The sequence below is a fragment of the Streptomyces sp. NPDC041124 genome (assembly GCF_055592385.1).
In genome coordinates this window covers 89,105-102,632 of sequence record NZ_JBVIYR010000007.1, presented here as the reverse complement: position 1 = coordinate 102,632, position 13,528 = coordinate 89,105, and the positions used below count along the sequence as shown (strand labels likewise).

Below are 13,528 nucleotides of genomic sequence, written 5' to 3'. Positions count from 1 at the left end.
GTGATCGCCTTTTGGGTGCCGTAGCCGCTGCCGTTACTATGCAAACTGCGCGCCCTGTGTGTCTCTGAAGTCCTCCGGGCGGCGAATCGGCCGGACCGTTCTGGTCCCGGCAGAACCCGAGAAGTCAGCCACAAGGAGACCGAACCGTGAAGAGCGCCGTGGAGACCCTGAACCCGACCCGGGTTCGGCTCACTGTCGAGGTGCCCTTCGAGGAGCTCAAGGACAGCCTCGACGCGGCGTACAAGAAGATCAACCAGCAGGTCACGGTGAAGGGCTTCCGCAAGGGCAAGGTCCCGGCCCGGGTCATCGACCAGCGCTTCGGCCGCGGTGCGGTGCTGGAGGAGGCCGTCAACGACGCCCTCCCGAAGTTCTACACCGACGCGGTCAACGAGGCCGAGCTGAACCCGCTGGGCCAGCCCGAGGTCGACATCACGGAGCTGAAGGACGGCGAGACGCTGAACTTCACCGCCGAGGTCGACATCCGTCCCGCCATCGAGATCCCGGACTACTCCGGCATCGAGGTCGAGGTCGACGCCGTCGAGGTCACCGACGAGGACGTCGACAAGGCGGTCGAGGAGCTGCGCGAGCGCTTCGCCTCCACCTCCCCGGTGGAGCGCGCCGCCGAGGACGGTGACGTCGTCACCATCGACCTGCAGGCCAAGGTCGACGGCGAGGTCCTCGAGGACGGCGTCGCCGACGGCGTCTCGTACACCATCGGCTCCGGTGAGCTGCTGGACGGCATCGACGACGCCGTGAAGGGCGTGGAGGCCGGTGGCGAGGCCACCTTCACCTCCGAGCTCAAGGGCGGCTCGGCGGCCGGCAAGGAGGCCGAGGTCACCGTCAAGGTCACCCAGGTCGCCGCGCGCGAGCTGCCCGAGCTGGACGACGACTTCGCCCAGCTCGCCTCCGAGTTCGACACCCTCGAGGAGCTCAAGGCGGACAGCCGCAAGCGCCTGGAGAACATGAAGCAGTACGACCAGGCCACGCAGGCGCAGGAGCGCGTCCTGGAGAAGCTGCTCGAGCTGGTCGAGATCCCGGTCCCCGAGAAGCTGCTCGAGGACGAGATCAACACCCGTAAGCACAACCTCGAGCACCACCAGCTCGGCCAGATGGGCCTCGACCTCGCGAAGTACCTGGAGATCCAGGGCAAGACCGAGGAGGAGTTCGACGCCGAGACCCGTGAGGCCGCGGTCAAGGGCATCAAGACCCAGTTCGTCCTTGACGAGCTCGTCAAGCAGGAGAAGCTGAACGTCAACCAGGAGGAGCTCACCGAGCACCTCATGCGGCGCGCCGCCTCCTCCGGCATGTCCCCCGACCAGTTCGCCCAGGCCGTCGTCGAGCAGGGCCAGGTCCCGCTCCTCGTCGGTGAGGTCGCCCGCGGCAAGGCCCTGGCCGCCGTGGTCGAGAAGGCCACCGTCAAGGACACCAACGGCGAGATCATCGACCTCGAGGACGAGGACGAGGAAGAGGACGAGACCGCCGAGGTCACCGAGGCCGCGGACGCCGCCGAGGACAAGGCCGACGAGAAGACCGAGGGCTGATTCCCCGCGTCACCTCCGACGTGATCACCGGGCCCCGGAGTGCACAGCACTCCGGGGCCCGGTCGTCCGGCGCCGGGCCCGCTTCCGCCCGGCGCGGGCACAGCCCACCAGGGGCGCGGGCAACCGTGCGACCGGCCCCGACGGCCCGCACCCGCCCGCGCTCCCGCGAGCCCACGGCGGGAGCGCCTCCGGCCGCATGCGCGGCACATCGCGGAGTACGCCTCTCTACGCCCCCGGCGAACACCCCCGTTACCGGGATTCCCCGGCGCAGCCCCCGCGTTAGGGTCCATGAATACGAGGGCAGGGGAGTCACCGAATACGGCTCCCGCCCCGCAGGGAAACGTGAGACGGCCCGGCGCCGTCGTAAGACGAGCAGGTGGATACGTGACGAATCTGATGCCCTCAGCCGCCGGCGAGCCCTCCATCGGTGGTGGCCTCGGCGACCAGGTCTACAACCGGCTGCTCGGCGAGCGGATCATCTTCCTCGGCCAGCCGGTCGACGACGACATTGCCAACAAGATCACCGCACAGCTGCTGCTCCTTGCCGCCGATCCGGACAAGGACATCTACCTGTACATCAACAGCCCCGGCGGCTCCATCACGGCCGGCATGGCGATCTACGACACGATGCAGTTCATCAAGAACGACGTGGTGACGATCGCGATGGGCCTTGCGGCCTCCATGGGCCAGTTCCTGCTGAGCGCCGGCACCCCCGGCAAGCGTTTCGCGCTGCCCAACGCCGAGATCCTGATCCACCAGCCGTCCGCCGGTCTCGCCGGTTCGGCCTCGGACATCAAGATCCACGCCGAGCGCCTGCTGCACACCAAGAAGCGCATGGCCGAGCTGACGGCCCAGCACACGGGCCAGTCGGTCGAGCAGATCACCCGCGACTCCGACCGCGACCGCTGGTTCGACGCCTTCGAGGCCAAGGAGTACGGCCTCATCGACGACGTGATCCCCACGGCCGCCGGTATGCCGGGCGGCGGCGGCACCGGGGCCTGAGCGGCCGTACGGGGCCCCGCGGCCCCGTAGACGCCCCCACCGGGCCCCGCCCCGGGCCCGGTGCACAGCCCCAGCAGCCCCAGCCGACCGCCTCAGCCCCCTTCCAGGAGACACTGTGAACGACTTCCCCGGCAGCGGCCTGTACGGCCGTACGCGCGCCGAGTACACCGGCCCCGCGGCCGAGTCCCGCTACGTCATCCCGCGCTTCGTCGAGCGCACCTCCCAGGGCATCCGCGAGTACGACCCGTACGCGAAGCTCTTCGAGGAGCGTGTCATCTTCCTCGGCGTGCAGATCGACGACGCCTCCGCCAACGACGTCATGGCGCAGCTGCTGTGCCTGGAGTCGATGGACCCCGACCGTGACATCTCGGTGTACATCAATAGCCCCGGCGGCTCCTTCACCGCGCTGACGGCGATCTACGACACGATGCAGTACGTGAAGCCGGACATCCAGACGGTCTGCATGGGCCAGGCGGCCTCCGCCGCCGCCGTCCTGCTGGCCGCCGGCACGCCCGGCAAGCGCATGGCCCTGCCGAACGCGCGCGTGCTGATCCACCAGCCGTACAGCGAGACGGGCCGCGGTCAGGTCTCCGACCTGGAGATCGCCGCCAACGAGATCCTCCGGATGCGCACGCAGCTGGAGGACATGCTGGCCAAGCACTCCACCCGGCCGATCGAGAAGATCCGCGAGGACATCGAGCGCGACAAGATCCTCACGGCCGAGGACGCGCTGGAGTACGGCCTGATCGACCAGATCATCACCACCCGGAAGATGGACAACGCCAGCCTGCGGTGACGCGGGACGGGGTGTAACGTCTGCCGCCCCTTGGCACGGTTTGGCACGGTCCACGTCAAAGTGAACCGTGCCAAGGGGGGCCCGAACGGGGTGCCAGGCAAGGTACCGTCGACATAAGGCAGCACCAGGAGCCGCCGGACATTGATGTCCGGTCGTCTCCCAGGCGAAGGGGAAGCACACCGTGGCACGCATCGGTGACGGCGGCGATCTGCTCAAGTGCTCGTTCTGCGGCAAGAGCCAGAAGCAGGTCAAGAAGCTCATCGCAGGGCCCGGTGTGTACATCTGCGACGAGTGCATCGATCTCTGCAACGAGATCATCGAGGAAGAGCTCGCGGAGACCAGTGAGGTCCGCTGGGAGGAACTCCCCAAGCCCCGCGAGATCTACGAGTTCCTCGAGGGGTACGTGGTCGGGCAGGAGGCGGCGAAGAAGGCCCTCTCCGTCGCCGTGTACAACCACTACAAGCGCGTCCAGGCCGGCGAGAACGGCGGCGCGCAGGGCCGCGAGGACGCCATCGAGCTGGCGAAGTCCAACATCCTGCTGCTGGGCCCCACCGGCTCCGGCAAGACCCTCCTCGCCCAGACGCTCGCCCGCATGCTGAACGTGCCGTTCGCGATCGCCGACGCCACGGCGCTCACCGAGGCCGGGTACGTCGGTGAGGACGTCGAGAACATCCTGCTGAAGCTGATCCAGGCGGCCGACTACGACGTCAAGAAGGCCGAGACCGGGATCATCTACATCGACGAGATCGACAAGGTCGCCCGCAAGAGTGAGAACCCGTCGATCACCCGCGACGTCAGCGGCGAGGGCGTGCAGCAGGCCCTGCTGAAGATCCTCGAGGGCACCACGGCCTCCGTCCCGCCGCAGGGCGGACGCAAGCACCCGCACCAGGAGTTCATCCAGATCGACACGACGAACGTGCTGTTCATCGTGGGCGGCGCCTTCGCCGGTCTTGAGAAGATCATCGAGGGCCGGGCCGGCGCCAAGGGCATCGGCTTCGGCGCGACGATCCGCTCCAAGCGGGAGATGGAGTCCAAGGACCAGTTCGAGGAGGTCATGCCGGAGGACCTGGTCAAGTTCGGCATGATCCCCGAGTTCATCGGCCGGCTCCCCGTCATCACCTCGGTCCACAACCTCGACCGCGAGGCCCTGCTGCAGATCCTCGTCGAGCCGCGCAACGCCCTGGTGAAGCAGTACCAGCGCCTCTTCGAACTCGACGGCGTGGAGCTGGACTTCGAACGCGAGGCGCTGGAGGCCATCGCCGACCAGGCCATCCTCCGCCAGACCGGCGCCCGCGGGCTGCGCGCCATCATGGAGGAGGTCCTCCAGGGCGTGATGTACGAGGTCCCGTCCCGCAAGGACGTCGCCCGGGTCGTCATCACGGCCGACGTGGTCCTCTCCAACGTCAACCCGACCCTGATCCCGCGCGACGCCCGCGGCCGGGGCTCCGGCGAGCAGAAGACGGCGTAACCGCCGCGGCGTTCACAGCGACGGGCGAAGGGCCCCGGTCGACGACCGGGGCCCTTCGCCCGTGCGGACGACTCGGGGTCAGGCCTTGACCCGCGCGGCGGAGCGCAGTTCGGCGGCGAACGCGGCGACGTCGTTCGTGGCGAGACCGCCGCTGCCGCCCTTCTGCGCCGCGGCCAGGTCCAGTCCGTTGACCACGCCGTAGGTGCTGTGGTCGGCCCAGACGCACACCGGCATCTCCAGCTTGGTGGCGCCCTCGGCGATCACGGCCGTCTGGCATTTCATGACGGCGCCGTCCAGACCGTCCGGCTCGACCGTCTCGGGGTCGCCCTTCCAGGTGACCGTCTCCTTCGCACCGGCGGTGTCGCCGGTGTCCTTCGAGTTCTCGTGGGCGTTGACGAAGGCCTTGTCGATGGAGCCCTCCGGGTCGCTGATCTCCCCGTAGGCGCCGTTGAACGCCATGGCCTTGCCGAGCTCGGTGGACGAGCCGGTGGCGTAGGACGCCTTCACGACCTCGCCGCCCTCGATGCCGATCTTCTCCAGGTCCGCCTTGGAGTTCGTGCCGGTCGGACCGCCGTCGCCCGAACCGGACGAGCCGCCGCCCTTCTTGTACTCGCCGACCGAGGCCGGCGGCACCAGCTTGTGCGGCCCGTCGTCCGCGATGTCCGAGCCGCCGCCCCCGCCGATCACGAAGTACGCGCCCACACCGATCGCCGCGACGACCGCGACCGCGCCGACGATGATCGCCGTCTTCTTCCCGCCGCCGCCCGAGGCGGGCGGCGGCGGCGGCGCGCCGTACGGAGCCTGGCCGTGCGGCGGCTGCTGACCGTACGGAGGCTGCTGCGGCGGGACGCCGGGCTGCTGCGGGTAGCCGTAGCCGGGCTGCGGAGCCTGCGGCTGCCCGCCGTACGGGCCCGGCTGCTGCGGCTGCCCGCCGTACGGGCCCGGCTGCTGCGGCTGCCCGCCGTACGGGCCCGGCTGGTGGTGACTCATTGCTTCCTTCCCCCTCCAGTCACTGCTGCGGCGGTCAGGCCTTGGTGCGGACCTCGCCCCGCAGCTTGGTGGTGATGTCCGCCGCGGCGCTCTTGGTGATGTCCTTGGTGTTGTCACCGGGGGAGACCACCGCGATGGTGCTGTAGTCGCCCCAGGCGCAGAACCAGTTGGTCGTCTCCTTCTTGGTGAGGTTGTTGGTGCCCTTGGCCGCCTGGCACTTCATCACCGCGCCGTCGATGTCGACCGACTCCGGCTCACCGACCAGTTCGGACATGAGTTCGTTGTTCGACCCCTTCTCCGTCTCCTTCTTGAGGGACGCGAAGATCTTGTCGACCGCGGCCTCCGGGTCGGTGACCTCGCCGTAGGCGCCGAAGAAGGACACGCCCTTCGCGGTCAGCAGCTCGGACTGGTCGGGGATGGAGGTCGGGTCCTGCGGGTCGTAGTTGCTGAAGTCGGCCGTCGAGTAGGCGGCGGCGACCGACTTGCCGTCCTTGATGCCGCCCTTGGCCAGGTCCTTCGCCATGCTCGAGCTGGCGTCCTCGCCGCCCTCGCCGACCCGCGTGTACTCGCCCAGCACCTTCTCCGGCGTCGCCAGCGTGTGAGCGCCGTCGTCCTCCAGGCCGGCCGCGCCGCCGCCCCCGCCGATCACGAAGTACGCGCCCACGCCGATCGCCGCGACCACCGCGACGGCACCGACGATGATGGCGGCCTTCTTGCCGCCTCCGCCCGAGGCGGGCGGCTGGGGCGGCATGCCGTACGGCGCCTGGCCGTAAGGAGGCTGCTGCCCGTACGGGGCCTGCTGCCCGTACGGGGCCTGCTGCGGCGGGACGCCGGGCTGGCCGGGCTGCTGCGGGTAGCCGTAACCGGGCTGACCGGGCGGCGGGGCCTGCTGGGGGTAGCCGTAGCCGGGCTGCGGAGCCTGCGGCTGCTGGCCGTAAGGTCCCGGCTGGCCGTACGGCCCGGGCTGCTGGGGCTGCCCGCCGTACGGGCCCGGCTGGTTGTGACTCATTACTGGGTTCCCCTCCAGATGCTTACGCGTTGCTGACATCCTGACTCAGGAGGGAAGCGTTCAGGCCAGTGGGGGTCGCACCGTTACAAACGAAACGCGTTTCGGGACAGGCTCGTGACGCCTCTAAACTGAGCCCCGTGACCGAGAACGCTCAGCAGCAGCCACCAGCGCCCACCACCGAACTGCCGACCCAGTACGCGCCGGCCGATGTAGAGGGGCCGCTGTACGAGCGCTGGGTAGAGCGCGGTTACTTCGAGGCGGACGAGAAGAGCGACAAGCCGCCGTTCACCGTCGTCATCCCGCCGCCGAACGTCACGGGCAGCCTGCACCTCGGGCACGCGTTCGAGCACACGCTGATCGACGCCCTCACCCGCCGCAAGCGCATGCAGGGCTTCGAGACGCTGTGGCAGCCCGGCATGGACCACGCCGGCATCGCCACGCAGAACGTCGTCGAGCGGGAGCTCGCCAAGGAGGGCAAGTCCCGCCACGACCTGGGCCGCGAGGCGTTCGTCGAGCGGGTCTGGCAGTGGAAGGGCGAGTCCGGCGGGCAGATCTCCGGCCAGATGCGCCGCCTCGGCGACGGCGTCGCCTGGTCGCGTGAGCGCTTCACCATGGACGAGGGCCTGTCGAAGGCCGTCCAGACCATCTTCAAGCGTCTCCACGACGACGAGCTGATCTACCGCGCCGAGCGCATCATCAACTGGTGCCCGCGCTGCCTCACCGCGATCTCCGACATCGAGGTCAACTACCAGGACGACGACGGCGAGCTCGTCTCCATGAAATACGGAGACGGGGACGACACCATCGTCGTCGCCACCACCCGCGCCGAGACGATGCTCGGCGACACCGCCGTCGCGGTCCACCCGGACGACGAGCGCTACAAGCACCTGGTCGGCAAGCTCGTCAAGCTGCCGCTGACCGACCGCTCCATCCCGGTCGTCGCCGACGAGCACGTCGACCCGGAGTTCGGCACGGGTGCCGTCAAGGTGACCCCGGCGCACGACCCGAACGACTTCGAGATCGGCCGTCGTCACGGCCTGCCGTCCCTCACCGTGATGGACGAGCACGCCGTCATCACCGTCCACGGTCCCTTCCAGGGCCAGGACCGGCTCGAGGCCCGCTCGGCCATCGTCGCCGCGCTGCGCGCCGAGGGCCGGATCGTCGCCGAGAAACGGCCCTACGCCCACAGCGTCGGCCACTGCTCGCGCTGCAGGACCACCGTCGAGCCACGCCTGTCCATGCAGTGGTGGGTCAAGGTCGGCCCGTTGGCGAAGGCGGCCGGTGACGCCGTCCGCGACGGCCGGGTCAAGATCCACCCGCAGGAGATGGAGAAGCGGTACTTCGACTGGGTCGACAACCTCCACGACTGGTGCATCTCGCGGCAGCTGTGGTGGGGCCACCGCATCCCCGTCTGGTACGGGCCGGAGGGTGAGGTCGTCTGCGTCGGACCGGATGACGAGGCGCCGGCCGGCGAGGGCTGGCACCAGGACACCGACGTCCTCGACACGTGGTTCTCCTCCGCCCTGTGGCCGTTCTCCACGCTCGGCTGGCCCGAGGAGACGGATTCGCTCGCGAAGTTCTACCCGAACTCCGTCCTGGTCACCGGCTACGACATCCTCTTCTTCTGGGTCGCCCGGATGATGATGTTCGGCCTGTACGCGATGGACGGCACCCCGCCGTTCCACACCATCGCCCTGCACGGCATGGTCCGCGACCAGTTCGGCAAGAAGATGTCGAAGTCCTTCGGCAACGCGGTCAACCCGCTGGACTGGATGGACAAGTACGGCAGCGACGCGCTCCGCTTCACCCTCGCCCGCGGCGCCAACCCCGGTGTCGACGTCCCGATCGGCGAGGACTGGGTCCAGGGCTCGCGCAACTTCGCCAACAAGATCTGGAACGCGACGCGGTTCGCGCTGATGAACGGCGCGACGGTCGAGGGTCCGCTGCCGGACGCGTCGCAGATGTCGCCGACCGACCGCTGGATCCTGTCCCGGCTGAACTCGGTCGTCGCCGAAGTCGACGCGTACTACGACGACTTCCAGTTCGCCAAGCTGTCCGACGCTCTGTTCCACTTCGCCTGGGACGAGGTGTTCGACTGGTACGTCGAGCTGTCCAAGACGACCTTCCAGGCGGGCGGCGCGCCGGCCGAGGTCAGCAAGCGGGTCCTCGGCGAGGTCCTCGACGTCACGCTGCGGCTGCTGCACCCGGTGGTCCCGTTCGTCACGGAGACCCTCTGGACCACGCTGACCGGCGGCGAGTCGGTCGTCATCGCCGACTGGCCGTCCGACAGCGGTTTCCGGGACGCGGACGCCGAGCGGGAGATCGAGACGCTCCAGTCGGTGATCACCGAGGTCCGCCGCTTCCGTGCCGACCAGGGGCTGCAGCCCGGCCAGCGGGTTCCGGCCCGGCTGACGCTCTCCGGTACGGCACTCGCCCCGCACGAGCCGGCCGTCCGGCAGCTGCTGCGCCTCCAGCCGGAGGGCGACTCCTTCACCGCCACGGCGACCCTGCCGGTGGCGGGCGTCGAGGTCGCGCTGGACCTGTCCGGCGTGATCGACGTCGCCGCCGAGCGCAAGCGCCTGGCCAAGGACCTCGCCGCCGCCGAGAAGGAGAAGGCGCAGGCGACGGCGAAGCTCGGCAACGAGGCGTTCCTGGCGAAGGCACCGGACCAGGTGATCGACAAGATCCGCACCCGCCTGGCGAAGGCGGAGGACGACATCACCCGAATCCAGTCCCAGCTGAACCGCCTCCCGGCCGCCTGACCCACCAGCGGCCGACTCGCCGCCGCCGCGGATCCGACATCGCGGCGGCGGCCCCCGGCTGCCCGCAGCCTGGCGTGCTGCCCCGCAGCGTGGCCGGAGCGGGCGGGACGGGACCGGGGGCGTCGGGGGAAGGTACGTAGACTGGGGTCCGTGAGTGAGATCCCCCCGAATGACAGCGACTCCTTCGAGGAGATCGTCGCCGCCGAGACCGACCGCGACCCCGACCTCGCGGTGATCGAGGCCGGCAGCCGCACCCTGCGCACCCAGGGCGGCAGCCCCCAGGCGGACGTCCCCGCCCGCCCCGCCGACCCCGAGGTCGACAAGGCGCTGCGCGAGGTCGAGGCGGAGCTCGCCACCCGCTGGGGCGAGACCAAGCTGGAGCCCTCGGTCAGCCGGATCGCCGCCCTGATGGACGTCCTGGGCGAGCCCCAGCGCTCGTACCCCTCGATCCACATCACCGGCACCAACGGCAAGACCTCCACCGCCCGCATGATCGAGGCCCTGCTCGGCGCCTTCGAGCTGCGCACCGGCCGCTACACCTCCCCGCACGTCCAGTCGATCACCGAGCGGATCAGTCTCGACGGGGCCCCGGTCGCCGCCGAGCGGTTCATCGAGACGTACCGGGACATCGCGCCGTACGTCGAGATGGTCGACTCCACGCAGGAGTACCGGCTGTCCTTCTTCGAGGTGCTCACCGGCATGGCGTACGCGGCCTTCGCCGACGCGCCCGTGGACGTGGCGGTCGTCGAGGTCGGCATGGGCGGCAGCTGGGACGCGACGAACGTGATCGACGGGAGCGTCGCCGTGGTGACGCCCATCGACCTGGACCACACCGACCGGCTCGGCACCACGCACGCGGAGATCGCCGGCGAGAAGGCCGGCATCGTCAAGCGCGACGCGACGGTGATCATGGCGCAGCAGCCGGTGGACGCCGCGCAGGTGCTGCTGAGGAAGGCCGTCGAGGTGGACGCCACGGTGGCCAGGGAGGGCCTGGAGTTCGGGGTCGTCGCCCGGCAGGTCGCCGTCGGCGGCCAGCTGGTGACCCTGCGCGGACTCGGCGGTGAGTACCCCGAGGTGTACCTGCCGCTGCACGGCGCGCACCAGGCGCACAACGCGGCCGTGGCGCTCGCCGCCGTGGAGGCGTTCTTCGGCGTCGGCTCCCAGCACGCCCAGCCGCTCGACATCGACACGGTGCGCAAGGCGTTCGCCGCCGTCGCCTCCCCGGGGCGGCTCGAAGTCGTACGGCGGTCGCCGACCGTCGTCCTGGACGCGGCGCACAACCCGGCGGGCGCGCGGGCGGCGGCCGAGGCGGTGGGGGAGGCGTTCCAGTTCAGCCGGCTCATCGGCGTGGTCGGCGCGAGCGGCGACAAGAACGTGCGCGGGCTGCTGGAGGCGTTCGAACCGGTCTTCGCCGAGGTCGTCGTCACGCAGAACTCCAGCCACCGTGCGATGGACGCGGACGAGCTCGCCGCGGTCGCCGTCGAGGTGTTCGGCGAGGACCGCGTCCAGGTCGAGCCGCGACTGCCCGACGCGCTGGAGGCCGCGATCACGCTGGCCGAGGAAGAGGGCGAGTTCGCGGGCGGCGGTGTGCTCGTCACCGGTTCCGTCATCACGGTCGGCGAGGCCCGGCTGCTCCTGGGGAAGGGCTGAGTTCCCGTGCGTACGCTCTGTGCTTCGACGCTGATCGGCGAGTTCTTCATCATCGGTTTCGCCGGGCTGGTGGCGATGAAGGACGCGGACCTGTCCACCGGCACGGTGTGGACGGTCTGCGGCATCGCGATGTTCCTGTGCGTGGCCCTGTGCGGGGTGATCACCCGCCCCGGCGGGGTGGCCCTCGGCTGGGCGCTGCAGATCGCGCTGATCGTCTCCGGTGTGTTCGTCCCGATGATGTTCTTCATGGGCGCGGTCTTCGCCCTGCTGTGGTGGGCATCGGTGCACTTCGGGCGAAAGGTGGACGAAGCGAAGGCCCGTTTCGCCGCGCAGGCGGAGCAGCCTGACGCTGCGTGACAGATGTCGCGACACGCCCGGTAATCTCGTGGTCCCGCACCACTTCACGCACAAGGAGCTCCGTCGTGACCCAGCGCACCCTCGTCCTCCTCAAGCCCGACGCCGTCCGTCGTGGCCTGACCGGCGAGATCCTCAGCCGTATCGAGCGCAAGGCCGGCTGGCAGATCACCGCGCTGGAGCTGCGCACCCTGGACCACGACACGCTGGAGCAGCACTACGGCGAGCACAAGGGCAAGCCGTTCTATGAGCCGCTGATGGGGTTCATGGCGTCCGGCCCGGTCGTGGCCCTGATCGTCGAGGGTGAGCGGGTGATCGAGGGAGTGCGCAAGCTGGCGGGCCCCACGGACCCGATCGCCGCCGAGCCCGGTTCGATCCGCGGCGACTTCGGCGTGATCGTCCGGGAGAACCTGATCCACGCCTCCGACTCCGAGGAGTCCGCCGAGCGCGAGGTGAAGATCTTCTTCCCTGGTCGCGCGTAACGTCACCCGAACGGCCGTCGCGGAATTTCCGCATAACGATCATGTCGCGGCCGTGTCCAGCGCGTTTGCCGTGTGTCGGATGGTCTCGGGGCTTTGCCCCCGGACCATTTTTGGCATATGCGCGGCGTTCGGGGGAACGGATGCCCCCGATGGCCCGTCTCCACAAGCAGGGCGACACGCCGTCTGATGACAATGGCGAAGACCCTCGCGCAGTGTTCGCGAAGGCGCGTCTACGATGGAGCCTTCACGTCACCGCACCCACCTCGCCGACCTGAGAAGCCCTCAAAAGCTCGTGGGAAGGCCAGTCGAATCCTGATGGGGAACTCAATGTCGTTCATCGGCCGTGACATGGCTGTCGACCTCGGGACCGCCAACACGCTGGTGTACGTCAGGGGTCGCGGAATCGTACTCAACGAGCCGTCCGTCGTCGCGATCAACACCAACACCGGTGGCATCCTCGCGGTCGGTGCCGAAGCGAAGAAGATGATCGGGCGCACCCCGGGCAACATCGTCGCCGTGCGTCCGCTGAAGGACGGCGTCATCGCCGACTTCGAGATCACCGAGCGGATGCTCCGCTACTTCATCCTGAAGATCCACAAGCGGCGCTACCTGGCCCGTCCGCGGGTCGTCGTCTGTGTGCCCTCGGGCATCACGGGCGTCGAGCGCCGCGCCGTCATCGAGGCGTCGTCCCAGGCCGGCGCCCGCCAGGTGCACATCATCGAGGAGCCCATGGCCGCCGCCATCGGCTCCGGGCTGCCGGTCCACGAGGCCACCGGCAACATGGTGGTGGACATCGGCGGCGGTACCACGGAGGTCGCGGTCATCTCCCTCGGCGGCATCGTCACCGCCCAGTCCATCCGCGTCGCGGGCGACGAACTGGACAACGCGATCATCCAGCACATCAAGAAGGAGTACTCCCTCCTGCTGGGTGAGCGTTCGGCCGAACAGATCAAGATCACGATCGGTTCGGCGTACGACCTCGACAACGACGAGCACACCGAGATCCGCGGCCGGGACCTGGTCTCCGGACTGCCCAAGACCGTCGTCATCTCCGCGGCCGAAGTGCGCAAGGCGATCGAGGAGCCCGTCAACGCCATCGTCGACGCGGTCAAGACCACCCTGGACAAGTGCCCGCCGGAGCTGTCCGGCGACATCATGGACCGGGGCATCGTCCTGACCGGCGGCGGCGCACTGCTGCGCGGCCTCGACGAGCGGCTGCGCCGGGAGACGGGCATGCCGATCCACATCGCCGAGGACCCGCTGGACAGCGTGGCGCTCGGATCCGGCAAGTGCGTCGAGGAGTTCGAGGCGCTCCAGCAGGTACTTGACGCCCAGCCCCGCAGATGACACAACGCCTCGATTCCGCCGTACGGGACGCTCACCCCTCGTACGGCGGATCGCTGGTATAGAGGCCGTACGGCGGATCGCCGGCGCAGAGGCGTGAACTCGCCCGCGACGCCTCGAGAAGCACCGC

General features: G+C 69.4%; 11 protein-coding genes. 9 read left to right on the top strand and 2 right to left on the bottom strand.

The features are described 5' to 3' along the window. Positions 1-146 precede the first annotated feature (146 nt). The 4 genes from tig to clpX all read left to right on the top strand — a co-directional run bounded on the left by tig (position 147) and on the right by clpX (position 4,807). Positions 147-1,541 carry a trigger factor gene (tig, locus tag ACZ6A9_RS20090; protein WP_468987344.1) on the top strand — a complete coding sequence of 465 codons (1,395 nt, stop codon included), beginning with the start codon at positions 147-149 and terminating at the stop codon, positions 1,539-1,541. Between the two features lie 396 nt (positions 1,542-1,937). After that, on the top strand, positions 1,938-2,543 hold the full coding sequence (locus ACZ6A9_RS20085; protein WP_392035458.1) for an ATP-dependent Clp protease proteolytic subunit: 606 nt from the start codon (positions 1,938-1,940) through the stop codon (positions 2,541-2,543). Positions 2,544-2,658: 115 nt separating this feature from the next. Next, entirely contained in the window at positions 2,659-3,339 is a 681-nt protein-coding gene (locus ACZ6A9_RS20080) for an ATP-dependent Clp protease proteolytic subunit (RefSeq protein ID WP_468987343.1), read from the top strand. A gap of 181 nt (positions 3,340-3,520) precedes the next feature. Continuing rightward, a complete protein-coding gene (gene clpX / locus ACZ6A9_RS20075) occupies positions 3,521-4,807 on the top strand; it encodes an ATP-dependent Clp protease ATP-binding subunit ClpX (RefSeq protein ID WP_004931355.1) in 1,287 nt (428 codons plus the stop codon). Positions 4,808-4,885: 78 nt separating this feature from the next. On the opposite strand, the gene ACZ6A9_RS20070 is transcribed toward clpX, so the two are convergent. After that, positions 4,886-5,797, bottom strand: a complete 912-nt coding sequence (locus ACZ6A9_RS20070; protein ID WP_468987342.1) for a DUF1720 domain-containing protein — start codon at positions 5,795-5,797, stop codon at positions 4,886-4,888. A gap of 34 nt (positions 5,798-5,831) precedes the next feature. After that, positions 5,832-6,806, bottom strand: a complete 975-nt coding sequence (locus tag ACZ6A9_RS20065) for a hypothetical protein (RefSeq protein ID WP_468987341.1) — start codon at positions 6,804-6,806, stop codon at positions 5,832-5,834. A gap of 137 nt (positions 6,807-6,943) precedes the next feature. Here ACZ6A9_RS20065 and ACZ6A9_RS20060 point away from each other — a divergent pair, with 137 nt between their 5' ends. The 5 genes from ACZ6A9_RS20060 (at position 6,944) to ACZ6A9_RS20040 (ending at position 13,401) form a co-directional block, all read left to right on the top strand. Next, positions 6,944-9,568, top strand: coding sequence for a valine--tRNA ligase (locus ACZ6A9_RS20060; RefSeq protein ID WP_468987339.1), 2,625 nt, complete (start codon positions 6,944-6,946; stop codon positions 9,566-9,568). 150 nt (positions 9,569-9,718) lie between these two features. Then, positions 9,719-11,218, top strand: a complete 1,500-nt coding sequence (gene folC / locus ACZ6A9_RS20055) for a bifunctional tetrahydrofolate synthase/dihydrofolate synthase (protein WP_468987338.1) — start codon at positions 9,719-9,721, stop codon at positions 11,216-11,218. 6 nt (positions 11,219-11,224) lie between these two features. Beyond that, positions 11,225-11,575, top strand: coding sequence for a DUF4233 domain-containing protein (locus ACZ6A9_RS20050; RefSeq protein WP_468987336.1), 351 nt, complete (start codon positions 11,225-11,227; stop codon positions 11,573-11,575). A 65-nt stretch (positions 11,576-11,640) separates the two neighbouring features. Further along, positions 11,641-12,054, top strand: a complete 414-nt coding sequence (gene ndk / locus ACZ6A9_RS20045) for a nucleoside-diphosphate kinase (RefSeq protein WP_468987335.1) — start codon at positions 11,641-11,643, stop codon at positions 12,052-12,054. A gap of 327 nt (positions 12,055-12,381) precedes the next feature. Then, positions 12,382-13,401, top strand: a complete 1,020-nt coding sequence (locus ACZ6A9_RS20040) for a rod shape-determining protein (protein WP_466186876.1) — start codon at positions 12,382-12,384, stop codon at positions 13,399-13,401. Positions 13,402-13,528: the final 127 nt, after the last annotated feature.